The sequence below is a fragment of the Polaribacter sp. NJDZ03 genome (assembly GCF_019263805.1).
Classification (GTDB): Bacteria; Bacteroidota; Bacteroidia; order Flavobacteriales; family Flavobacteriaceae; genus Polaribacter.
Map to the genome: position 1 here is coordinate 343410 of NZ_CP079195.1, position 22928 is coordinate 366337.

Consider the following 22928-nt stretch of genomic DNA (forward strand, 5'->3'; position numbering starts at 1 on the left):
ATCAATAATATCTAAAAACTTCGTAAGTTTAACCTCTAAAAATTTCACCAAAATGCAATTCGAAAAATCTAGCTTTCAGTTTTTAAAAGATTTACAAGAAAATAATAATAGAGAGTGGTTTACAGAGCATAAACCTACTTTTGTAAAGCATCAAAAAAATCTAAAAGAATTATTTTTAGCAATGCAAATGGATTTAGAAAAGCATGATGAAATAGATAAAATGAAAATTTATCGTATTTATAGAGATGTTCGTTTTTCTAAAGATAAAACACCTTACAATCCCAGATTTGCTGTTTCTTTTTCCAGATTAGGAAAACAATTACGCGGAGGCTATTTCTTGCAAATAAAACCTGGAGGGACATTTTTGGGTGGAGGATTTTGGCAACCAGAAAAAGATGATTTATTCAGATTAAGAAAAGAAATTGAACAAGATTCATTTGAATTTAGAGAAATTTTAGAGCATAAAGACTTTGTAAGATACTTTGAAGGAAAATTTGGCGGAGATGAATTAAAATCTGCACCAAGAGGTTTTGACAAAGAACATAAAGACATCGATTTATTGCGTAAAAAAGGATTTGTAGCAACTCGAAATTTTACAGATGCAGAAGTTTTAGCACCTAACTTTTTAGAAGAATTGGATAAAAGTTTTAAAGCTTTACGTCCGTTTTTTAATTTGTTTAGTGATGTTTTAACGACGAACTTAAATGGAGAGACTATTGTTTAAGAGTTGAGTTTTGGCGAGTTATTTCGCAGAGATTCACAGAGAAAATACAGAGATTCACAGAGGTTTTTAAATTTGTTTTAAAGACGATTGTCATTTCGAAATGAGCCTTTTTAGGCGATTGAGAAATCTTGAATATTCTAAAATGAAGTTTCCTTTTACTGAGTCAGTTGTAAATACATTGAAAACATAATTGGGTTCTTTCGCAGAGATTCACAGAGAACATAAAGAGATTCATGGAGGTTTTTAATTTCGTTTTAAAGACAATTGTCATTTCGAAATGAGCCTTTTTAGGCGATTGAGAAATCTTGAATATTCTAAAATGAAGTTTCCTTTTACTGAGTTAGTTGTAAAAACATTGAAAACATAATTGGGTTCTTTCGCTGAGATTCACATAGAACATACAGAGATTCACGGAGGTTTTTAAATTTGTTTTAAAGACGATTGTCATTTCGAAATGAGCCTTTTTAGGCGATTGAGAAATCTCGAATATTCTATAATGAAGTTTCTTTTTACTGAGTCAGTTGTAAATACATTGAAAACATAATTGGGTTCTTTCGCAGAGATTCACAGAGAACATACAGAGATTCACGGAGGTTTTTAATTTCGTTTTAAAGACAATTGTCATTTCGAAATGAGCCTTTTTAGGCGATTGAGAAATCTTGAATATTCTAAAATGAAGTTTCCTTTTACTGAGTCAGTTGTAAAAACATTGAAAACATAATTGGGTTCTTTCGCAGAGATTCACGGAGGTTTTTAAATTTGTTTTAAAGACGATTGTCATTTCGAAATGCGCCTTTTTAGGCGATTGAGAAATCTTGAATATTCTAAAATGAAGTTTCCTTTTACTGAGTAAGTTGTAAATACATTGAAAACATAATTGGGTTATTTCGCAGAGATTCACAGAGAGCATAAAGAGATTCATGGAGGTTTTTAATTTCGCTTTAAAGACGATTGTCATTTCGAAATGAGCCTTTTTAGGCGATTGAGAAATCTCCTAGCTTCTAAAATTGAGCTTCTTCTTCCTGCTTCATTCGGAATAATATAAAAATTTTAGTGCTTCAAATTCTTATCAACCTCACGTTTTAAAACGATAATTGTAATTATGGTCGATAAAACATCTGCAATAGGGAAAGACCACCAAATACCACTAATTCCATAATATTTAGGCAAAAAATAAGCTAACGGAATTAAGAAAATCCCTTGTTTTAAAAGGGTTAAAAATAAAGCCGGTAATGCTTTTCCTGCTGCCTGAAAATAGGCAGAACCAACTAACTGCATGGTAATTACTGGAGTTGCTAAAAAGACTATTAACATTGCATTTGGCGTTTCAGCTAATAAAGTAGTATCAGTTGTAAAAATACCAATTACTTCTTCTTTAAAAAATAAAATGGCTATAAAAATGATGGTTCCTAAAACAGAACCATATAAAAGAGCTTTTTTAATAGTTTCTTTAACTCTTTCATTTTTATTTGCACCAATATTATAACCAGCAACAGGTAAAAAACCTTGAGAAACCCCCATAACAGGTGAGAGTGAAAACATCATTACTCGGTTAATAATTCCGTAAACGGCAATAGATATTTCTCCGCCATATTTAAAAAGAGAGTAATTTAAAACAATCATTAAGATACTTATTGCACCTTGTCTTACAATAGAAACGCCTCCTAATTCTACAATTTCTCTAACAATATTAAAATCTAATTTAAAGTTTTTAGGAATAATTTTTAATTCACTTTTAGAAGATAAAAAGAAATACAATATATAAGACCCAGAACTCATAAAAGAAATGGTAGTTGCTAAACCTGCTCCCCACATTCCCCAATTAAAAAATTTGATAAAAATAATATCTAAAATAACATTTAGTACAGCAGGAACCATCATTGCATACATGGCAAATTTAGGTTTTCCTTCTGCTCTAATGGTTGGGTTTCCCATCATTGCAAAAGCCAAAAAGGGAACTCCATATATAACAACACTAAAATATTCTGATGCTATGGGTAAAATATCGCCTTTGGCACCAAATAAATTTAGAAGGGGTACACTAAAAAAAAATCCAAGAATTACAAAAAGAATGGCTAAAATAACAGTTAATGAAACCTGATTACCAAAAGTTAAAAAGGCTTTTTTAGAATTTCCTGCTCCTAAAGCTCTAGATATAATGGAGCTTCCTCCAATACCTATTCCCATTCCTATAGAAGAAATTAGAAAAGCAATTGGCAAAACTACTGTAATAGCAGCAATTGCTAAAACACCAATCCATTGTCCCACAAAAATAGTATCGACAATCATATTTAAAGACATTACAAGAATTCCTATGGTAGCTGGAGCTGCTTGCTTAATTAATAGTGTACTAATTTTTTGAGTCCCTAAGTCGTTTGCTAATTCTGTCATAATATTTTACAAATATCGATATAAAGACTAAGTTCTCTATAAATCTACGCAGCAATAATTGTTATATATATCATAAAATTTTTATGTTTGCTAAAATTGATTAAAGTGGAAAACGTATTTACATTAACGATTACAGTTTCATCCGAAGATATTGACAATTTAGATCATGTAAATAATTTGGTCTATGTAAAATGGATGGATAAAATAGCAACAACACATTGGGCTCATTTAACCAAAAATCATCCACTACCACAGTATGTTTGGGTAGTAATGAGGCATGAAATTGATTATTTAAAACAAGCTAGTTTAGGAGATTTAATTACTGTAAAAACGTGGGTGGGAGAAACCAAAGGGATTACTTCTGTCCGTTTTATGGAGTTTTATAAAGAGAATACTATATTGGTGAAAGCCAAAACAATATGGGCAATGTTAGATTCTAAAACCTTTAAGCCTGCAAGAATTAGAGAAAATGTTTTAAAAGTATTACAACTTCCTAAATAAAAGTATCTTTGCACAAAATTAAGATACAAAATGTCAACTTTTTCTTCCTTAGGAATTACCAAAGATTATATACAAGCAATTAAAGAATTAGGGATTTCTACGCCTTCAGAAATTCAAGAGAAAGCAATTCCAATTTTATTGGATGCGCCTACAGATTTTATTGGTTTAGCACAAACAGGTACAGGTAAAACGGCTGCTTTTGGTTTGCCTATACTTCATCATATAGATGCGAGTTCAGACCATATACAAGCGTTAATTTTATCGCCAACCAGAGAGTTGGTACAACAAATAAAAAAGCAATTATTTAAGTTTACGAAGTTTAGTGAAGATAAAATATTTGTAGAAGCTGTTTTTGGTGGAGAAAAAATTGACAGACAAATGAATAATCTTAAGAGAACTACGCATATTGTTGTAGCTACTCCTGGTAGATTAATCGATTTAATAGAAAGAGGAAACATTGATATTAGCCATGTAAAAACAGTAGTTTTAGATGAAGCTGATGAAATGTTAAGCATGGGTTTTAAACAAGATTTAAATAGAATCTTAAAATTTACAACCGAATCTGATAGAAAAACTTGGTTATTTTCTGCAACAATGCCAGAAGAAATTAAGAGAATTGTAAAGACCTATATGGATGCTAATGCGCCAAGAGTAGAAATTAATAGAAGCTCTTTGGTAAATGCAAATATCCGTCATCATTTTGCTAAAACTACCTTAAAAGAAAAAGCGGCAGATATTGTAACTTTCTTAGAAAAGAGACAAGACCAAAGAGGTATTATCTTTTGTAGAACAAAAGCAGGTGCACAGAATTTAGCTGCATTTTTAATTGAAGAAGGTTTTTCTACGGCAGCTTTAGAAGGAGATATGCAACAAAAAGAACGCGACAAAGTAATGCGTGCTTTTAAGAAAGAGAATTTACAATATTTGGTTTCTACAGATGTTTCTGCACGTGGTATTGATGTTAGTGGTTTAGAATTTGTAATTCACCATCAATTACCAGAACAATTAGAATACTACACCCACAGAAGTGGAAGAACTGCAAGAGCAGGAAAAACAGGAGTTTCAATTGCTTTTATTTTACCTTCAGAAATCGTGAGAATTCATGAAATTCAGAAAGAGTTAAATATTAAGTTTTCTGAAGTTACCGTATAACAAAATCTAAATCGAAGTTTTTTAGTTGAAAAACTTCGGTTTTTTGATACTATTTTTCATAATTAAATTGATGTAAATGGAACTCATTTATGTTTTAGATATCTTAGGAACTTTTGCTTTTGCAATTAGTGGCGCTTTAGTAGCATCTGATAAAAAGTTAGATTTATTTGGTGTGCTAATTATTGCTTTTGTAACTGCAGTTGGTGGCGGAATGTTGCGTGATGTTTTAATGAATGCGCATCCGATAAATTGGATTGGTGATTTAAATTATCTCTATACTATTTTTACAGCCGTTATTTTTACATTTCTTTTTAAAAGTAAAATAATTTACTTAGGGAAAACAATGTTTTTGTTTGATACAATAGGGATTAGTGTTTTTACTTTGTTAGGTTTAAAAAAAGGATTATTGTTTGATTTACATCCTATTATTGCTTTAATAATGGGTATGCTTACTGCTGTTTTTGGAGGTGTTTTACGTGATGTCTTAACCAATAAAATACCTTTAATTTTTGAAAAAGAAATTTATGCTTCTGCTTGTTTAGTTGGTGGAATCGCTTATTTAATTTTAAGTCAATTTAATGTTCCTGAAAATGTAGTTTTTGTATTATCAGCATGTATTATAGTTATTATCAGGGTAGTTTCTGTTAAGTTTCAGTTAGAATTGCCTAAAATTAAAGAAGATCTATTTACAAAAAAGTAAGAGTTGAAACCATTAGAGTTTACAAATTTCGAAGATTTTAAAAAGATAAAGGGACAACAATTGCCTGTTGGAGATTGGTATACTATTACCCAGCAAATGATTGATGATTTTGCAAATGCTACTTTAGACAAACAATGGATTCATATTGATGAAAAAAGAGCAGAGAAGGAGAGTCCTTTTAAAGCTACCATTGCACATGGTTTTATGTCTGTAGCCATGATTTCTAAATTATTAGAGGCTTCTTTTTCGATAAAAAGTATTAAAATGGGCTTGAATTATGGCTTAAATAAAGTCCGTTTTCCTAATCCTGTTCCTGTAAATAGTCAATTAAGGATGATTACAGTTGTTAAGGAAATTAAAGAAATGCCCCATAACGGAATAAAAGTTACATTTTCTTGTACGATAGCAATTAAAGGACAAGAAAAACCAGCTTGTGTTGCAGAGTTTCTTGCCGCTTTTTTTCAATAAAAGGAAATAAATAAAAGGATTTTAAGTTAGAATTCCATCGTCTGCACATTTTTTAGAAAACCAAAATAGAAAAACAGCGAAAAGTGGAATTATGATTAGCATAGAATATTCCATAACGCCATACAGCTCTTTACCTTGGTTTATAAACCCGTTATAAGTTGTTTGTATTAATACCGCAATTAATCCGATTGAGAAAAATACTTTGGCTAATTTTTTTTTGAAGAATAATAAAATACAACCCAAAACAGATGAGAATACTGCAATTGCAAAAGCAGCCATTACCCAAGACGGTGTGTTGTAAATAAATTCTAGTTGTTCTTCTGTGTACATTAATTTAAAACGTTCCGTTTGATAAGCCTGGTTTAGATAACCATCTACACCCATAATGTTCCAAAGTAATCCAACAATTGCAATTATCCAAAAAGCTTTACTTGGTTTGTTTAGGTTATTTTTCATACATCTATTTTTATTGTTTATCAATTTACTAAATGTACAAAAAAAGCTTGTATCACTATGGATTTCAATAAGTTATTCTACAATAGAAATACCAGTTGCTTTAAATAAACTTGCTTTAGTTTTAAAGAAAGTATTTTCTAAATCAATAGCTTTTAGCTTGGCTTCAATTAATTTAACTTCACGATAATTGACCAAGAAAAGAGAGCTCTCTCCTAAGAAAAACTTACGATCTTCTGCTTTTAACAAGGTTCCATAATCCTTAACAATATCAGTTGTTAAACTATTTTGTAAAACATAAGAATCTAATTCTTGCTGAATAGCATTTACTTTATTTTTGATGGCAACTTTAGCTACTTCATTTTCAAATTTTTTGTCTTGAAGCTTAATTTTCGATAGTTTAAAATCTCCTCTTTCTTTTCTTAGAAATAAAGGGACTTTAAAATTAATTCCTGCTTTATAATTTTGAGTATTTAAAGAGTTTATTTGATTTCTGTTTTCTGTTAAAAAATTATATTGAACATCTAGTTTAGGTAGTAAGTTATTCAATTTCAAGTTTTTATCAATACGTAAACTCTTTATTTTGTATTCTAAAGATTTAATTTTAGGATGGTTAGTAATATCAAAATTAGCATTATTAAATAACGCAATATTAAAAGTAACATCTACATTATCTACTGTATGAATATCAGGAATAATAGTTTCTTTTAGTTCTACAGGTGTATTATCATTTAACCATAAAAAATTAGACAATTCTAAAGAAGATTTTACTAATTTTATTCTAGATTTTTCTAAATTTAGTTTTCTGGTTTTTAATGTAATAGATGCTTCGGTAGTATCTATCGCTGGTTTTTCTCCTTCTAAAAAAGCTATTTTTGTAGCTTTAAAACGGATTTCTGCATTTGTTAAAAATTCTTTATAAACACTATTTTGATGATATGTTTTAAGCCAATTAAAATAAGAAAGAGAAGCGTTGTATAAAATTTCATTTACCAAAATCTGTTGGTCTTCTTTTGCTTGGTTTAAAAAGAATTTAGCTTGTTTTAAAGAAGCCATTCTTGTATTTATTAAAAGACCTTTTAATAAAGAAACAGAAACTCCAGCACTATATAACCCATCTTCTGGAACCGTATTTTCTGGATTTAAGTAATAGCCATCATTGTTTTCAAAATTTGCTTTAAACTCAATTCCGTAATACGTTGGTATTTTAAAAGCGGCATTTAATTTATTATAATACTCTTTTTCTTTAAACTGTTTTTTATTAAAATCCACTTCAATTTTTGGGTCAAAAGCACCTCTTGCTTTTAGTAATTTAGCTTCGCTTTCATTGATAATAAGATGCGCTTGTTTTACAATAGGATGATAGTTTTTTACATAGCCTAAATACTCCGACAATGTCATAACAGAAGCTACTTTTTCTTGTGCAAAATACCCAGAAGTAAAAAATAGAAGAAATATTAAAATATATGTTTTCATAATAATGTGTCAAATAAACAAATTGATATTATTTTTTCTTTGTATCACTTTTTGCTCCTTTTGGTTGATAGTAGTTAGGAGGGAAGCTATTTAGTTGTCTCCATATTTCAAAATAAATAGGTACATCTTCTAACAACGCAATTGTTCTAGCGCCAGATCCCACTCTAATTGCTTCTGGCCAATCATTATCAGCAGTTTTATCTGGCGCTAATAAAACTCTATATTTACCATTAGTACTAATAAAATTTTCGATAGCAATAACCGTTGCACCATACGTACCGTAAGAAGCATTTGGCCATCCACTAAATACAATTGCTGGCCAACCATCAAACTGAATACGCATTTTTTCACCTATATGTAATAAGGGCAAATCAATTGGTCTTACAAAGGTTTCTACTGCTAAATCGTATTTTTCTGGCATAATACCAACAAGGTCTTCACCTTCTTTAAAAGTACCTCCAATTCCGCCTTTTAGCGCTTTGTTTATATAACCATTTTGTGGTGCCGTAATAAATAATAAGCTATTTCTAACACTATAATTACTTCTACTATTTTCTAATTTAGACACTTGTGCTTCAGCATCAAAACCACTTGATTGTGCTGTGTACATATCACTTTGTGATTTAGAAATTTTATCGGTATACGTTGCATTAATTCTAGATAACTCTAGTTTTGCATTTAAAACATTATTTCTACTTGCTAATAATTTATTTTCTTGTGAAATTAATTTGGCTTGTGTAGCTTGTAGTTTTATTCGTTTTTCCTCTACATCTATGACGGCTTTTAAACCTTCTTCTTGCAAAGTTTTTGTTCTATCGTATTGTGTTTCTGCAATGGTGCTATTTGTTTTGGCAGCTTCAAAATCGATACTATCACTTTTTACTTTTAATTTAGATTGTAAAAGTTTGTTTTTTGTTTGCTCAATTTTTAACACTTGTTCTTGTTTAAGCGCATTAACTTGTCTTTTTAATGCGGCTACTTTACCTTGGTATGATATAACTGAAGAGGATTTAGCATTAATTTGATCGCTAGTTCTTTCTATTAAGCGATTGTCGAAATAATCACTTTTAACTTCAGATATTCTTAAAATGGTATCTCCTTTTTTTACAAAATCTCCTTCTGTTACAAACCATTCTTCAATTCTTCCAGGAATTTGAGATTGAATTGTTTGTGGTCTTTGGTTTGGTGTTAAAGTGGTTACTAAACCTTGGCCCGTTATATTCTGTGTCCAAGGTAAAAAGAGCGCTATAAAACCTATAATAGCAAAGGCTAAAAGAAATTTATTAAAAGCCTTATAATATTCTTTAGTAAAAATATTCTTACCAGATTTAAACGCAGCTAAATCAAAGTTTTTATGTAATTGGTTGTTAGATATATTTAACATTGCTACTTAATTTATTGATTTAATTTCACCTTTTTCTAACGTAATTGTTTCGTTACATTGAGTTCTCCAGCTCTTTTTACTGCTCACTACAATTAAAGTCCAAGGTCTTTTAATATCTGTTAAATAATTAATGATACGGACTGTTTCTTCTAAATTAAATTGATCTAAAGGGTCTTCTAAAATCATTATTTTAGGTTGCTTTATAATAGCTCTCGCTAAAATTAATTTCTTTGCAATTGTGTAAGACATTTGTTTCCCTTCGGGATATAAAACAGTTTCTAATCCCTTGGGTTGCTCTTTTAAGAATTGTGTTAAACCAACAATTTCTAAAGCATCATATATAATATCATCTTTAATGTTTTTATCACCAAAAACTAAATTGTTTTTAATACTACCTTCAAATGGTGTTTCGTCTGATAACGATAAACCTAATTGAGAACGATAATGATTTAAATGTAGGCTACTTAGTGATAGATTATTGATATAAATATTACCTGCAACGGGTTCTATAACTCCAGAAATTAAACGTAATAAAGTAGACTTACCTGCGCCACTTTCTCCCATTACTAAAATTCTACTTTTAGGTTTTAAGGTAAATGAAATATTTTTAATAATATGTTTCTCTCTATTTTCTACACCAAAAGAAACATCCTCTAACTCTATTGTTAAACCTTCTTTAAATAAAGGTCTTTCTCCTTCTTGAGGTTCAAGCTCTTTATCTACAACTTGTCCTATTTTTTCTATGGATGTTAGCACATCGTAAAAAGATTCTAAACCTATAATTAGTTTTTCTACAGACTGAATAACCAAAAGGATAATGATTTCTGCAGCAACAAATTGCCCAATATTCATTTCTTGATTTAAAACTAAAGCACCACCAATTAGCAATAAACTAGCAGTTACTATTACCTTAAAACTTATCATTTGAATAAATTGTATCATCAATATTTTAAAATGATTTTCTCTTGCTTCTAAATATTGACTCACTAAATCATCGTTTTTCTGAAGAGCTAAACTAGTGTTTCCAGATAATTTAAAGCTCACTAGAGTTCTTGCAACTTCTTGTATCCAATGGGCTACTTTGTACTTTTTCTTAGATTCTATTAAACTAGTTTCTAGTCCTTTTTGAGCTGTAAATTTAAATACGATATATATTAAAAGTAACAATAGAATACCAAATACAATAAAAAAAGAATGGTAAAAAGATAACAAAATTAAGGCGAAAATAATTTGTAGAAGTGCTGTTGGTATATCAATTAATATTTTAGATAGTCCTTTCTGTATGGTTAATGTATCAAAAAAACGATTGGCTAATTCTGGTGGATAATCATTACGCAGTTCATTCATTTTTATTTTTGGAAAACGAAAACTGAGTTCAAAGGAAGCTCGTGTAAATATTCTTTGTTGAATGGTTTCTATAATTCTTAATTGCATTAATTGTAATGCTCCAGAAAAAAGAACACCAATGGTAACCATAATTACTAACACAATCCAAGAACTAGATATTTGTGCACCTTGTATTAAATTGATAATTGCCTGAATACCTAAGGGTAGAGATAAAGCTACAATTCCGCCAAAAATAGCATAGTAAAATATTTGGAAGATGTCTTTTCTTTCTAGTTTTAATAAACCAATAAACCTTTTCCAAGGAGTTAATTGTTTTTGTTCCATAATTATTTAATTGTATTTTTTACGAGTTCAGTAAAAAACTGTGTTGAATTTTTATCTTTATTACAGTTTGTAATAGAAGGGAAATGTTCTTTTAAGTAATGTTGATGTAAACTGCCTTCTATTAGTGTACTCGCTAAGCTTAAAGAGTATGGGTAGTTTGTGTTTACAGCTAAAATAATATCACTAATTCTAGTAATTATTCTTTTATAAGTTTCATAATATCCTTCTTTGTTTTTTGCATCTACTTCTTTAGGAAGTAAGTGTTTAGAGTTTTCGCTAACAATAATTTTATATAATATTTTTTCATTGATGTGCGGTAAATTTCCATCTTCTTCTACAACTCTAGTTACAATAAAAATGGCTTTTTCTAGCTTTTCTAAAGGATTAGTAATGCTAAAGGTTTCTAAAACTAATTGATATTCTAACCATGCCCAGTACCAAGATGATAAGTATAAAAGCAACTTATGCTTACTTTCAAAATACCTGTAAATAGAACTCTCATTAGAACCAATTTTAGTTCCTAGTTTTTTAAAAGTATAAGCTTCAAAACCAATTTCATGAATCAGTAAAATACTATGTTCTATAATTTTTTTCCCTAAAACAGAAGTTTCGGGATCTTTTATAAAAATTTTATCTGATACAGAAATTTTTAAAACAGATAATAAGTTTTTCATAATTTATTATTTAAAGTGCAAATATAATAGTATTACTATTATAAAAGTATGGTTTACTATTTTTTATTTAATTTTTAACAAAAGGTTACTTAAAAAGACTGCATAAAAAAACCTTCCGTAAAAACGGAAGGCTAACATCAACATTAAATATTCAACTAAAAAAGTTGAAATATTTTTTAATTCTTATATAAGTATACTGCAGAAGCTGCAGTTAAACTTGCATTATATATAGGAGTTAAGTTTCCTCCATTAGTAAAATTATTAAAAGCTAGAATTCTTCCACCACCATTTCCTGCTTCCGCAATAAAAACAGTTTTAGTGTCACCATCATAAGCTACATCTACTGGGTTGCCCATTAAGGTATTAGAACCTGCAACTCTTGTTTGTTCAGTTAAAGCTAAAATATTTCCATTAGTAGTAGCGCTAAATTTACTTGTAAAGTTTTCTATTACTTGAAAACCACCATCATCTTGCCCGTTAGAAGCTTCACCAATATCTGTTAAAATCATAGTATCTGTATCCATATCATACGTTAAGCCGTGTGTTCTTACAATACCTTCTACTGCTATTTGTTTTGTAGCGCTTAATGAGGTGGTAGATGTGTTATTTAAAAAATTAGAAAAAACAGCTAACTCATTTGTTGTATCTACAATAGCATACAAGTCGTTACCAATAAAGGTTATTCCCCAAAGTTTAAAATTTGTTGTAATTGTATTTCTTAAATTAAATTGATTTCCACTTTTAGTGTAGATAAATAATTTTCCGTCCTTAGTTTCTGTATTTCCATCTGCATCGGCATTGTCTGCTACTACATAAAAATTACCGTTTACGGCCAATTCTCTAGGACTTTTCATATCTAGACTTCCAACAACACTTGCGGTTACACTTGCAGTTACATTTGCAGAAACATCAGATGGAACTAATGATGCACCTGCATAACCTTCTATGCCAAAAGTAGTTCTAGATGCTTGTATAACTAAATCTTCTTCACTATTATAATAGATACCATCTGCAGCGCTAGTGGTTGTGTTTAATGTAGATTTAGTAACAGCTTTTGTATTGTTTACGTTGTAAATATTTACATTTCCGTCAGAATTGTTAGAGGTAAATAATAATTTAGTTTGTACTTGAGCTGTAATATTATTCTCGTTATCAGAGCAAGATGTTAAACCTAGGGCTGTTGCACATACTAATGTAAAAATTTTAATTGTCTTCATAATTTAATATTTTTTTAGTTATCAAAAATATATACGTAATAGTTTTAGAGTTGGTTTTTTTAAATGCATTTTTTTATAATATTTTAAGGATTAATAAAATAAATGGTCATAAACCTATAACTATTTTGAAAACTTTTAAATTTATCGTATCTTTGCAGACATAAGAAAAAATACACTCCTCTAAATACACTAGTTAGCGTTAGTTTGATTTCGAATTTCCAGTTAGGTATTTTATCTTTTCAGAAATATTAATTTAAAAAACTCTTATATTTTTAATGGCAAAATCGCAGCAAACCTTTAGTAAAAGTGAAAAAGAAAAAAAACGTTTAAAAAAACGTTTAGATAAGCAAAAGAAAATGGACGCTAGAAAAGCGGACAAAGATGAAAATGGATCAACAGGTATCCAATTTGCTTATGTGGATCATAATGGAAATTTAACAGATACTCCACCAGATCCAGAATTAAAAGTAGAATATGAATTGGAAGATATTCAGATTTCTGTAACCAAAAAAGAAGATTTACCAGAAGAAGATCCTGTTAGAAAAGGAAAAGTTTCTTTCTTTGATTCTTCTAAAGGTTTTGGTTTTATTATAGACTTAGAAAATAACGAAAAATATTTTACACACGTAAGTGGTTTAATAGATGAAATTGCAGAAAACGATAAAGTTTCTTTCGAATTAGAAAGAGGAATGCGTGGTATGAATGCAGTAAAAGTTAAGAAAGTTTAATACTTTACACAGATACTTTATAAAAAAAATCCTTCTTTTAAGAAGGATTTTTTTTTTACTTCTTACTATAAAGTATATTAATATTTACATCTTTTTCATCTCACACATTAAAAAATAATGTAAACTTTTATGCAGAAAATTTAAAGACTACTCCTCAAAACTTAAATGCAAACTGTAGAAAAGAGTATGATAAATCTGCTTCAGATATTATTTCAGAACATATAATTAAAGAAGTTAAAAGAAGATTGTTATATACTAATGGCGCAATAAGTGATATTGCTTATAGTTTAGACTTTAAAGATTCTTCTCACTTTACTAAATATTTTAAACGATATACAGGGGAAACCCATAAGGAGTTAAAATTAATATGAAGGCTATATAGACCGTGAAATTTTCAAATAGACCATTTTAATAACAAGAAGCTAAAGTACTTTTGCTAGATATTATTAAGGACGCTGTTTAAGAGGTGTTTTTTTTTGTGATGTAACAAAACAAATCAATTAAACCTTTTATACTTATTTAGTCTAACCACTTAATATAGTTTAACCAACATATAACTTACATAAAAACTTATTTCAATGAAATTTAAAAAATGTGCATTTTTATTACTCACGCTTATTATAAGTCAATTTGCAACCGCTCAATTAACTGGTAAAATTATTGAAGCAGATGAAAGTTATCCGCTAGAATATGCAACTGTAGCTTTGTATAAAACAAATAATAAAACATTGGTTACTGGTGTTGTTACTAATTTTGATGGTTTATTTTCTGTAGCAGATGTAAAACCTGGTAACTATTATTTAGAAGCTTCTTTTATAGGATATCAAATAAAGACGATTAAGTCAATTGTTATCAATAAAAAAGGGGAAAGAAAAGATTTAGGAACTATAAAATTAGTTTTAGGTGCTGGAAATCAGTTGAATGAAGTTGTTATAAAGTCAGAAAGAGGTACGGTTGTACATAAAATAGACCGACAAGTTTTTGATACAAAAAAATACCAAAGTACCGTTGGTGGAAATGCAGTAGATGTGGTTAAAAACTTACCGTCTATAACTGTAGATGGTTTAGGAGATATTAGTGTAAGAGGTAGTAAAGGGTTTACTGTTTTAATAAACGGAAAACCAACACAAGGAGATGCAAGTGCTATTTTAGCACAATTACCTGCTAATGCTTTAGAGAGTGTTGAGTTAATTACAGCGCCTTCTGCAAAATATGATCCGGAAGGAAAAGGAGGTATCTTAAATATTATCACTAAAAAAGGTGCCGTTAACGGAACTTTTGCACAGATTAATGTTCGTGGCGGATTTCCTTCAATAGAAGAATACGATACTAAAGTTCCTGCGGGAAGATATGGAATAGATGCAACTGTTAATAAAAGAACAGATAATTGGAATATTTCTGTAGGTGCTAGTTACCAAAGAAATGATAAAACGGGTAGAAGAGAAGGAGAAATGTTTATTGTGAATACTCCAGAAAATAAAACAACTTTTTTACCTTCGGATGGTGAACGTAGTTTTGATGAGGTTACTTATAACGGACGTTTTAACGTAGATTATACACCAAATGAAAAAGACACATATTCAGTTGGTCTTTTTGCAGGAAAACGAACTAAAGAACGTTTAGCAGATATTGTATATTTTGATAATCATGCAGTATCTCCAATAGGTACAGATAATCGTCAATATACTTTTAGCTATTACAACCACAACTTAAGAATTAGAAAAGGAGATTTTGCTTTAGGTAGTTTTGATTATGCACATAAATTTGATAATACTTCAAAATTATCTGCTTCTATCTTATATGAATATACTTTTTTAGGAGGACCAACAGAAAATGACAATTTAGGAAACCCTGATAATGCAATTGTTTATCAACAAGAATATAATACCAACGATAATCCTTTATACGGAACTCGTTTTAACTTAGATTATCAATGGAAACCTTTTTCTTTTGGTACTTTAGAAACAGGATATCAATATAGAGATTTAGACCACACAGGTAAGTTTGTGTATGAAAGAGATGGAAACCTTGTGCCAGAGTTTTCTAGTGATGTAAGCCTAAAAAGAACCATTCATTCTGGTTATGCGCAATTAACAGGTTCTAAAAGTAAGTGGGATTATGCAGCCGGAGTTCGTTTAGAATCTATGGATAGAGTGTATAAAGAGGCTTTAAGAAGTGAAACAACCGAAAATGTATATAATTACGATTTTGTAAAGTTATTTCCATCAGCATCTTTACAATATAAGATTAATGATAAAACAAATATAAAAACAGCGTATAGTAAAAGAGTAGAAAGAACGACTACTTTTAAAATGAATAGTTTTGCAGAGCGTGAGCATTCAGAAGTTTTTGAACAAGGAGATAACACGTTATTACCAGAATTTATAGATTTAGTAGAATTAGGAATTACTAAAAAATTAAAAAAAGGAAATTCTGTGTATGCAACGGCTTATTATAGACATGTAGATAATGTTATTAATCGTGTAAATACGTTGGCTTACGAGCAAAGAGGAGCAATAATAGATAGTGTAATTAATAGAGTGTTTTCTAACGTAGGTAAAAGTAATGCAATTGGTTTAGAGATTGGGGCAACTATTAAACCAACAGAAAATTGGACCAACTCGTTTGGTGCAAATGTGTATAATTATGCAATTGATGGTATTTTAAATTTTAAACACAGAGACGGAATTGATAGACAATATGCTATAAATTCTAAATCTACCATTTATTCTTTTAACTTAAACTCTACTTATAATTTCTGGGAAAATGCGTCTGTACAGTTTACCTTTAATTATTTGTCTGATAGAAATACAGCAATGGGAGAAGATTCTCGTTTTTACTCTCCGAACTTAACCTTTAGAAAAAGTTTTATGGACGATCGATTAACGGCTACTTTACAATGGCAAAATATAGATATGGGTTTGTTAAGCACTAATGAACAGCGTATAACGACATCTGGAAGTAACTTTTTTACAAGTACAAACTATAAGTATGAAGTAGATATGGTTTCTTTAAACCTATCTTATACCTTTAATGCAGTCAAAAATAAATCGAAATTTATTGATAGTGAATTTGGTAAGAAAGAGTTTTAAAGCATAGATTATATATATTCAGCCCCTTCAGGTTTTTAAAACCTGAAGGGGCTTTTTTTTTTTGATAGCATATTTAAAGAAGTACTTATCATTTAGTTTTTTCTATTTCATCATAAAAAAGACCTTTCAATTTTTAAGTTGAAAGGTCTTTTTAATGTCTTGTTTCTAAAAGCAAAGCTACCTAATAATCTTAGCTATTATAAAACTCCATACTTTCAATAATCAATTCTTCAGGAACTTTACAGTCAATTTTATAATCTTGATAATCGTTTAGTAAGACAAAATTTACTTGTCCGTTTACGTTTTTCTTATCATGTTTTAGTAATTCCATAATGTCCGAAAAGTCTTCTTTTAAAAGATTTTTTTTAGTATAGATTGATAAAACAACTTCTTTTACTTCGTTTACTTTTTCGGTTGGGAAACCTAATAATTTAGCAGACATAAAACACTCACAAACCATTCCAATAGCAATTGCTTCTCCATGGGTAAGGTTCTCTTTGTCTTCAGATTCTAGGTAAAAAGATTCAATTGCATGCCCTAATGTGTGACCGAAATTTAAAATTTTACGTAAGCTTTGTTCTTTAGGATCTTGTAAAACAACTTCGTTTTTTATCTCTATAGATCTATATATTAAAGCATTAATATTCAGGCCTTTGTTGTTTTTTATTTCATTAAATAGTTTAAGGTCGTAGGTAATACCATATTTAAGTATTTCTGCAGTACCAGATTTAATTTCTCTCTCTGTAACAGTCGTTAAATAATCGGTATCTACAAGTACCATTTCAGGGTTTGCAAACAATCCAATTTGGTTTTTTAGTACACCTAAATCAACGCCAGTTTTTCCTCCAACAGAAGCATCAACCATAGATAATAGAGTCGTCGGAATATTTACAAAGTCAATTCCACGCTTAAAACAAGAAGCTACAAAACCACCTAAATCAGTAATAACGCCACCACCTAAAGTAATTACTAAACTTTTTCTGTCACCACCTAATTCGGTAATAGCATTCCAAACGCCAATACAAGTTTCTAGATTTTTATTAATTTCTCCAGACTCAATTTCTATAACTTCAATACGTTTGTCTGTTTCTAGATTGGGTATAAATTTAGGATAACAATGTTCCATTGTATTCTCATCAACCAAAATAAAGAGCGTAGAATAGTTATTAGTTGCAATTAAATTAGAAAGCTCTTTGTAGGCTTTGTCTTGAAAATGAACTGGGTATGTTATTGATTTAATAGATTTCATAGATAAATTATTAAGTGTGCAAATTAAAAATAAATTATTCAATTATTACCATTCTATAACTATATTTGTTTCTACTAAAACGATATAGTATGAAACTTTTTGACAATACCAAAGTTGCATTTTCTTTAAAAACAGATTCTCAATTAGAACGCGCTTATTTTTTGTTTAGAATGATACAAAATGAACCAATGGTAAGAATTGGCTCTGCTGTAACTAATTTTGCTTTAAAAGTACATTTGCCTGTAGAAGGATTAATTCGTTCTACTGTTTTCGATCATTTTTGTGGAGGTGTAACAGAAGATGATTGTATGCCAATTATAGATAATATGTATAATAATGGAAATGTACATAGTGTTTTAGATTATTCTGTAGAAGGGCAAGATAAAGAGGTAAGTTTTGATGGCGCTTTAGAAAAAATATTAAAAATTCTTAATTTTTGTGAAGAAAAACAATCGATACCTTATGCTGTTTTTAAACCATCAGGTTTTGGACGCTTTGGGTTGTTTCAAAAATTATCCGAAGAAAAAGAGTTAACCACAGAAGAGCAAGCGGAATGGGGCAGAGTAGTAGGCCGTTTTCATAAAGTTTGTAAAGTAGCTATTCAAAAAGATGTTCCGTTATTAATTGATGCAGAAGAAAGTTGGATGCAAAAATCTGCAGACGAATTGATTGAGGAATTAATGGAGACTTATAATAAAGAAAAAGCCATTGTTTTTAATACATTACAAATGTATAAACACGATAGAATGGACTATCTAAAAACTCTACATACCAAAGCAAAAGACAAAGGGTTTTATATTGGTATGAAAGTAGTGAGAGGTGCATATATGGAAAAAGAAAGAGAAAGAGCCGAAGAAAAAGGCTATCCATCACCAATTTGCAAAGACAAACAAGCTACAGATATTAATTATGATGCTGCTATAAATTACATGATAGAACAACCTAAAATGGCTTTATTTGCAGGTACTCATAATGAAGATAGTTCTTATTTGTTAATGGATTTAGCAAAAAAACACAACATAAAAGAAAATGATAATCGCTTATGGTTTGGGCAATTATTTGGTATGAGCGATCATATTAGTTATAACTTAGCCAACCAAGGTTACAATGTTGCAAAGTACTTACCATTTGGACCTGTTAGAGACGTAATGCCTTACTTAATAAGAAGAGCAGAAGAGAATACATCGGTTTCAGGACAAACAAGTAGAGAGTTAAATCTCTTAAAAACAGAAAGAAAGAGAAGAAAATTATAATGACAAGTTTAGAAGAAATAAAAGCGCTGCTTTATAGAAATAAGTTACGTCTTGCACAAGAATTAAGACAAAGTAAAGAAGCTGTTTATCTTATAAAGAAAGCAACACATTCTAATTTAACAGAAGAAGAAAAGGGAAAGATTAGAATACAATTGTTAGATATTTGTAAGTCTATACCTGCTTTAGCTGTATTCTTGCTTCCGGGAGGCGCATTGTTATTACCACTTTTAATAAAATTAATTCCAGATATTTTACCATCGGCTTTTAAAGATGATTTACCTGGTGACAAAAAATAGGTCTTAAAATTATTTTAAAATTTAAGTCCTTAAAACTTTATTTATCAAAAAATAATACAATACATTTGTAGAGTAAACTTTAGGAGTAGCTATTAAATTAGTTTGAGAAAAATCCTTAGAACCTGATTTGGTTAATACCAACGTAGGAAAAAGTTGCTTAGATTTAGTTATACAAAAACTACCTCTCTACGGTTTACAGTAAATATTTAAAAAATATGATTACTATAAAAGTAAACCAAGATAAATATCAATTTTCAGAAATTTTAGCGGTTGAACAATTAATTCGTTTTTTAGAAATAAAAACGAACGGAATTGCGATTGCTATAAACGGCAGTGTCGTTAAAAAAAGCGATTGGTCTTTACGGTTACTTCAAAATAGTGATGAAGTTTTAATTATTAAATCCACCCAAGGAGGTTAATAATTAGACATTTAAAAAATAAACTATTTAATTGATCTAACTATAATTTATGAAGAGCAAAGACACCGCACCAAAGCAAGACGGAATTACAAGACATCCGTTTCCTAATTCAACAAAAGTGTATGTATCAGGTAAAATTCACCCACAGATTAAAGTGGCAATGCGAGAAATTGCATTAAGTGATACTACAGATTCATTAACAAAAAAGAAAACACCAAACGAACCTGTAACGGTGTATGATACCTCTGGACCTTATACAGACCCAAACAAAGAAATTAATATTCATGCCGGGATAGAAAGAATTCGTGAACAATGGATTTTAGACCGAAAAAACGTAGAACAATTAGATGGCTTTTCTTCGGAATATTGCAACGAGCGTTTAAACGACAAAAGTTTAGATCACATGCGTTTTGCCTTACTAAAGAAGCCATTGCGTGCTAAAAAAGGAGAAAACGTAACCCAATTACACTACGCTAAAAAAGGAATCATTACGCCAGAAATGGAATACATCGCTATTCGAGAAAACCAACGAATCGATGAAATGACAGAGATTAGAAAACAGCACAAAGGCGAACACTTTGGCGCTTCTATTCCAGATAAAATTACACCAGAATTTGTACGTAGTGAAGTAGCAAGAGGACGTGCTGTAATTCCGTCTAACATCAATCACCCAGAAGCAGAACCTATGATTTTAGGTAGAAATTTCTTAGTGAAAATTAACGCAAATATTGGTAATTCTGCCGTAACATCTTCTATAGAAGAAGAAGTAGAAAAAGCCGTTTGGGCGTGTCGTTGGGGCGCAGATAATATTATGGATTTATCTACCGGAGAAAACATTCATGAAACGCGCGAGTGGATTGTTCGTAATTCTCCTGTGCCAATTGGTACCGTGCCAATTTACCAAGCTTTAGAAAAAGTAAACGGAGTTGCAGAAGATTTAACGTGGGAGATTTTCCGTGATACATTAATTGAGCAAGCAGAACAAGGTGTCGATTATTTTACCATTCACGCAGGTGTTTTGTTACGTTACGTACCAATGACCGCAAAACGTGTTACCGGAATCGTTTCTCGTGGAGGATCTATCATGGCAAAATGGTGTTTAGCGCATCATAAAGAAAGTTTTTTATACACACATTTCGAAGATATTTGTGAAATTTTAAAACAATATGATGTTGCTTTTTCTTTAGGAGATGGTTTACGTCCGGGTTCTGTGGCAGATGCGAATGACGAAGCACAATTTGCCGAGTTAGAAACTTTGGGAGAGTTAACTCAGATTGCTCGTAAGCACGAAGTTCAGTGTTTTATAGAAGGACCAGGTCACGTGCCAATGCACATGATTAAAGAAAATATGGAAAAGCAAATTGATGTTTGCGACGAAGCTCCTTTTTATACTTTAGGCCCTTTAACTACAGATATTGCACCAGGATACGATCATATTACATCTGGTATCGGAGCTGCTATGATTGGTTGGTTTGGTTGCGCTATGTTGTGTTATGTAACGCCAAAAGAGCACTTAGGTTTGCCTAATAAAGAAGACGTTCGTGTTGGTGTGGTTACTTATAAATTAGCAGCTCATGCTGCCGATTTAGCAAAAGGGCATCCAGGTTCTCAGCACCGAGATAACGCCTTAAGTATGGCGCGTTTTGAATTCCGTTGGAATGATCAATTCAATTTAGGACTCGATCCTGAGCGTGCTTTAGAGTATCACGATGAGACTTTACCTGCCGATGGAGCAAAAGTGGCACATTTCTGTTCTATGTGCGGACCGAAATTTTGTTCTATGAAAATTTCTCAAGAAGTGAGAGACTTTGCAGCCGAAAATGACATTGTAGACAACGAGGTAATTGCAAAAGGTTTCAAAGAAAAATCGAAAGAATTTAAAGAAAAAGGATCTGAAGTGTATTTGTAAAATAATTAGGAAGTTCCCACGCTAAAAAAAAGCGTGGGCGGGCTTTCCGTTATATCTTTTGCAAAAAAGCAAAAGGATGCCACTGCAATCCCTAACTCAAAACCTAGCAACCGTAATTACAAGAAGGTGAAAGTTATCGTCATTACAAGGAGGTACAACGAAGTAATCTTATCTTTTAATATCAAAAACTAAAACCACTATGATAATTCTTATTGCACCAGAAAAAGATATTCCAAACGAAATTGAAATACTAAACCAATTATTTGAAGAAGGTTTAATGTATTATCATTTTAGAAAACCAGCTAAAAATTACGAAGAACACGTTGCATATTTGAATCAGATAGATACCGAATTTCACAACAGAATTGTAGTGCATTATCATCATGAATTGATTAACGAGTTCAACTTAAAAGGAATTCATTTTCAAGAACAAAAAAGAATAGATTGTATCGATAATCCGAGTGAATATTTTAAAAACTTAAACATGTATGGTAAAACAATTAGCTCTTCTTTTCATGAACCAAAAGTTTTAAAAGATTGTTATTTCGAATTCGATTACCATTTATTAAGTCCTGTTTTTTCTTCCATTTCTAAAGAAGGATATGAAGGCAGAGGTTTTGATGTAAACCATATTAATAAAAAAGTTGTTGGTATGGGCGGAATCAATGCAGAAACCATCCAAGAAACGTTGCAATTAGGTTTTAAAGGAATTGGAGTTTTAGGCGGCATTTGGAATGCTGAAAAACCGGTTGAGAGTTTTAAAAGTATTAAACATGCTTATCAAGTATGTTTTATAAATTAATGTCTTTTGCTTGTCAGTTCGAGCGCAGTCGAGAACTATCTAAATTAAAAGTCATTTAGATGGAAGAATTAGGAAAGTGCATTAAGTATAGATTGCCACGTCCTTCGTCCTCGCAATGACAGTTGAAATAAGTAGAATCTTTGTTTTATGATTAAAATTTATTGAGAACAAATAAGTCTGTTACGCATATTAATTAACCACAAAAATGAGAACTCCTGTCAGTTCGAGTGTTTTTATAAAGTGGTAACGGAATAAAAATGTATCGAGAACATGTTTTAAGGTATTAAGTTGTTTTGCGTTAAGGATTGAGCGGTTTGTCTGAGCTCTTTTTGTGAATTTTTCTTTCACAAAAAAGCGAGTAGCGAAAGC

The 22928-nt window shown here is 30.4% G+C and carries 21 protein-coding genes and 1 riboswitch; of the genes, 13 read left to right on the forward strand and 8 right to left on the reverse strand.

The annotated features are described in order from the left end of the window. Positions 1-52: 52 nt before the first annotated feature. Positions 53-724 carry a DUF2461 domain-containing protein gene (locus KV700_RS01420; RefSeq protein ID WP_218598803.1) on the forward strand — a complete coding sequence of 224 codons (672 nt, stop codon included), beginning with the start codon at positions 53-55 and terminating at the stop codon, positions 722-724. Positions 725-1774: 1050 nt separating this feature from the next. Here the strand turns inward: KV700_RS01420 and KV700_RS01425 are convergent. Then, positions 1775-3115, reverse strand: coding sequence for an MATE family efflux transporter (locus tag KV700_RS01425; RefSeq protein WP_166384634.1), 1341 nt, complete (start codon positions 3113-3115; stop codon positions 1775-1777). Positions 3116-3220: 105 nt separating this feature from the next. Between KV700_RS01425 and KV700_RS01430 the strand changes: the two genes are divergently transcribed. The 4 genes from KV700_RS01430 (at position 3221) to KV700_RS01445 (ending at position 5936) form a co-directional block, all read left to right on the forward strand. Continuing rightward, positions 3221-3616 (forward strand): thioesterase family protein, encoded by a 396-nt coding sequence (locus KV700_RS01430; protein WP_166384636.1) that lies wholly within the window; start codon positions 3221-3223, stop codon positions 3614-3616. A 30-nt stretch (positions 3617-3646) separates the two neighbouring features. Then, the gene (locus KV700_RS01435) at positions 3647-4768 is read left to right on the forward strand and encodes a DEAD/DEAH box helicase (RefSeq protein ID WP_166384638.1); all 1122 of its coding nucleotides are present in this window, start codon (positions 3647-3649) and stop codon (positions 4766-4768) included. 76 nt (positions 4769-4844) lie between these two features. Next, positions 4845-5468, forward strand: coding sequence for a trimeric intracellular cation channel family protein (locus tag KV700_RS01440; protein WP_218598804.1), 624 nt, complete (start codon positions 4845-4847; stop codon positions 5466-5468). Positions 5469-5471: 3 nt separating this feature from the next. Further along, positions 5472-5936 (forward strand): MaoC family dehydratase, encoded by a 465-nt coding sequence (locus tag KV700_RS01445; RefSeq protein ID WP_218598806.1) that lies wholly within the window; start codon positions 5472-5474, stop codon positions 5934-5936. A gap of 21 nt (positions 5937-5957) precedes the next feature. Here KV700_RS01445 and KV700_RS01450 read toward each other — a convergent pair whose 3' ends face one another. The 6 genes from KV700_RS01450 to KV700_RS01475 form a co-directional block, all read right to left on the reverse strand. Continuing rightward, positions 5958-6392 (reverse strand): hypothetical protein, encoded by a 435-nt coding sequence (locus KV700_RS01450; protein ID WP_218598807.1) that lies wholly within the window; start codon positions 6390-6392, stop codon positions 5958-5960. A 72-nt stretch (positions 6393-6464) separates the two neighbouring features. Then, on the reverse strand, positions 6465-7865 hold the full coding sequence (locus KV700_RS01455; protein WP_218598808.1) for a TolC family protein: 1401 nt from the start codon (positions 7863-7865) through the stop codon (positions 6465-6467). Between the two features lie 28 nt (positions 7866-7893). Then, entirely contained in the window at positions 7894-9249 is a 1356-nt protein-coding gene (locus KV700_RS01460; RefSeq protein WP_166384648.1) for an HlyD family secretion protein, read from the reverse strand. A 6-nt stretch (positions 9250-9255) separates the two neighbouring features. After that, the gene (locus KV700_RS01465; RefSeq protein ID WP_166384650.1) at positions 9256-10920 is read right to left on the reverse strand and encodes a peptidase domain-containing ABC transporter; all 1665 of its coding nucleotides are present in this window, start codon (positions 10918-10920) and stop codon (positions 9256-9258) included. A gap of 2 nt (positions 10921-10922) precedes the next feature. Further along, positions 10923-11594 (reverse strand): TetR/AcrR family transcriptional regulator, encoded by a 672-nt coding sequence (locus KV700_RS01470; RefSeq protein WP_166384652.1) that lies wholly within the window; start codon positions 11592-11594, stop codon positions 10923-10925. A gap of 176 nt (positions 11595-11770) precedes the next feature. Continuing rightward, positions 11771-12811: a hypothetical protein gene (locus KV700_RS01475; RefSeq protein WP_218598810.1), complete on the reverse strand. Its 1041-nt coding sequence runs from the start codon at positions 12809-12811 to the stop codon at positions 11771-11773. Positions 12812-13086: 275 nt separating this feature from the next. Between KV700_RS01475 and KV700_RS01480 the strand changes: the two genes are divergently transcribed. The 3 genes from KV700_RS01480 (at position 13087) to KV700_RS01490 (ending at position 16631) form a co-directional block, all read left to right on the forward strand. Continuing rightward, a complete protein-coding gene (locus tag KV700_RS01480) occupies positions 13087-13539 on the forward strand; it encodes a cold-shock protein (protein WP_166384656.1) in 453 nt (150 codons plus the stop codon). 80 nt (positions 13540-13619) lie between these two features. After that, entirely contained in the window at positions 13620-13910 is a 291-nt protein-coding gene (locus tag KV700_RS01485; protein WP_254712997.1) for an AraC family transcriptional regulator, read from the forward strand. Between the two features lie 207 nt (positions 13911-14117). Beyond that, a complete protein-coding gene (locus KV700_RS01490; RefSeq protein WP_218598812.1) occupies positions 14118-16631 on the forward strand; it encodes an outer membrane beta-barrel protein in 2514 nt (837 codons plus the stop codon). A gap of 190 nt (positions 16632-16821) precedes the next feature. Here the strand turns inward: KV700_RS01490 and aroB are convergent, their stop codons facing one another. Next, entirely contained in the window at positions 16822-17880 is a 1059-nt protein-coding gene (gene aroB / locus KV700_RS01495; protein WP_218598814.1) for a 3-dehydroquinate synthase, read from the reverse strand. An 89-nt stretch (positions 17881-17969) separates the two neighbouring features. Here aroB and KV700_RS01500 point away from each other — a divergent pair, with 89 nt between their 5' ends. The 5 genes from KV700_RS01500 to KV700_RS01520 all read left to right on the forward strand — a co-directional run bounded on the left by KV700_RS01500 (position 17970) and on the right by KV700_RS01520 (position 22559). Next, positions 17970-19133, forward strand: coding sequence for a proline dehydrogenase family protein (locus KV700_RS01500; RefSeq protein WP_218598815.1), 1164 nt, complete (start codon positions 17970-17972; stop codon positions 19131-19133). Then, positions 19133-19429, forward strand: coding sequence for an LETM1 domain-containing protein (locus KV700_RS01505; protein WP_166384664.1), 297 nt, complete (start codon positions 19133-19135; stop codon positions 19427-19429). Before KV700_RS01500 ends, KV700_RS01505 begins: the two co-directional genes overlap by 1 nt. A gap of 71 nt (positions 19430-19500) precedes the next feature. Continuing rightward, positions 19501-19595, forward strand: a riboswitch (TPP riboswitch). A gap of 49 nt (positions 19596-19644) precedes the next feature. Then, the gene (thiS, locus tag KV700_RS01510; protein WP_218598817.1) at positions 19645-19848 is read left to right on the forward strand and encodes a sulfur carrier protein ThiS; all 204 of its coding nucleotides are present in this window, start codon (positions 19645-19647) and stop codon (positions 19846-19848) included. Positions 19849-19897: 49 nt separating this feature from the next. Next, the gene (gene thiC, locus KV700_RS01515; protein ID WP_218598819.1) at positions 19898-21757 is read left to right on the forward strand and encodes a phosphomethylpyrimidine synthase ThiC; all 1860 of its coding nucleotides are present in this window, start codon (positions 19898-19900) and stop codon (positions 21755-21757) included. 199 nt (positions 21758-21956) lie between these two features. Next, complete coding sequence (locus KV700_RS01520; protein WP_218598821.1) at positions 21957-22559, forward strand: thiamine phosphate synthase; 603 nt, start codon at positions 21957-21959, stop codon at positions 22557-22559. The last annotated feature ends 369 nt before the right edge of the window (positions 22560-22928 follow it).

Excerpts from the sequence above, each read along its gene's own strand:
- KV700_RS01420 (WP_218598803.1), top strand. The coding sequence starts at position 53 with ATGCAATTCGAAAAATCTAGCTTTCAGTTTTTAAAAGATTTACAAGAA.
- KV700_RS01425 (WP_166384634.1), bottom strand. The coding sequence starts at position 3,115 with ATGACAGAATTAGCAAACGACTTAGGGACTCAAAAAATTAGTACACTA.
- KV700_RS01435 (WP_166384638.1), top strand. The coding sequence starts at position 3,647 with ATGTCAACTTTTTCTTCCTTAGGAATTACCAAAGATTATATACAAGCA.
- KV700_RS01440 (WP_218598804.1), top strand. The coding sequence starts at position 4,845 with ATGGAACTCATTTATGTTTTAGATATCTTAGGAACTTTTGCTTTTGCA.
- KV700_RS01450 (WP_218598807.1), bottom strand. The coding sequence starts at position 6,392 with ATGAAAAATAACCTAAACAAACCAAGTAAAGCTTTTTGGATAATTGCA.
- KV700_RS01455 (WP_218598808.1), bottom strand. The coding sequence starts at position 7,865 with ATGAAAACATATATTTTAATATTTCTTCTATTTTTTACTTCTGGGTAT.
- KV700_RS01460 (WP_166384648.1), bottom strand. The coding sequence starts at position 9,249 with ATGTTAAATATATCTAACAACCAATTACATAAAAACTTTGATTTAGCT.
- KV700_RS01465 (WP_166384650.1), bottom strand. The coding sequence starts at position 10,920 with ATGGAACAAAAACAATTAACTCCTTGGAAAAGGTTTATTGGTTTATTA.
- KV700_RS01470 (WP_166384652.1), bottom strand. The coding sequence starts at position 11,594 with ATGAAAAACTTATTATCTGTTTTAAAAATTTCTGTATCAGATAAAATT.
- KV700_RS01475 (WP_218598810.1), bottom strand. The coding sequence starts at position 12,811 with ATGAAGACAATTAAAATTTTTACATTAGTATGTGCAACAGCCCTAGGT.
- KV700_RS01480 (WP_166384656.1), top strand. The coding sequence starts at position 13,087 with ATGGCAAAATCGCAGCAAACCTTTAGTAAAAGTGAAAAAGAAAAAAAA.
- KV700_RS01490 (WP_218598812.1), top strand. The coding sequence starts at position 14,118 with ATGAAATTTAAAAAATGTGCATTTTTATTACTCACGCTTATTATAAGT.
- aroB (WP_218598814.1), bottom strand. The coding sequence starts at position 17,880 with ATGAAATCTATTAAATCAATAACATACCCAGTTCATTTTCAAGACAAA.
- KV700_RS01500 (WP_218598815.1), top strand. The coding sequence starts at position 17,970 with ATGAAACTTTTTGACAATACCAAAGTTGCATTTTCTTTAAAAACAGAT.
- KV700_RS01505 (WP_166384664.1), top strand. The coding sequence starts at position 19,133 with ATGACAAGTTTAGAAGAAATAAAAGCGCTGCTTTATAGAAATAAGTTA.
- thiS (WP_218598817.1), top strand. The coding sequence starts at position 19,645 with ATGATTACTATAAAAGTAAACCAAGATAAATATCAATTTTCAGAAATT.
- thiC (WP_218598819.1), top strand. The coding sequence starts at position 19,898 with ATGAAGAGCAAAGACACCGCACCAAAGCAAGACGGAATTACAAGACAT.
- KV700_RS01520 (WP_218598821.1), top strand. The coding sequence starts at position 21,957 with ATGATAATTCTTATTGCACCAGAAAAAGATATTCCAAACGAAATTGAA.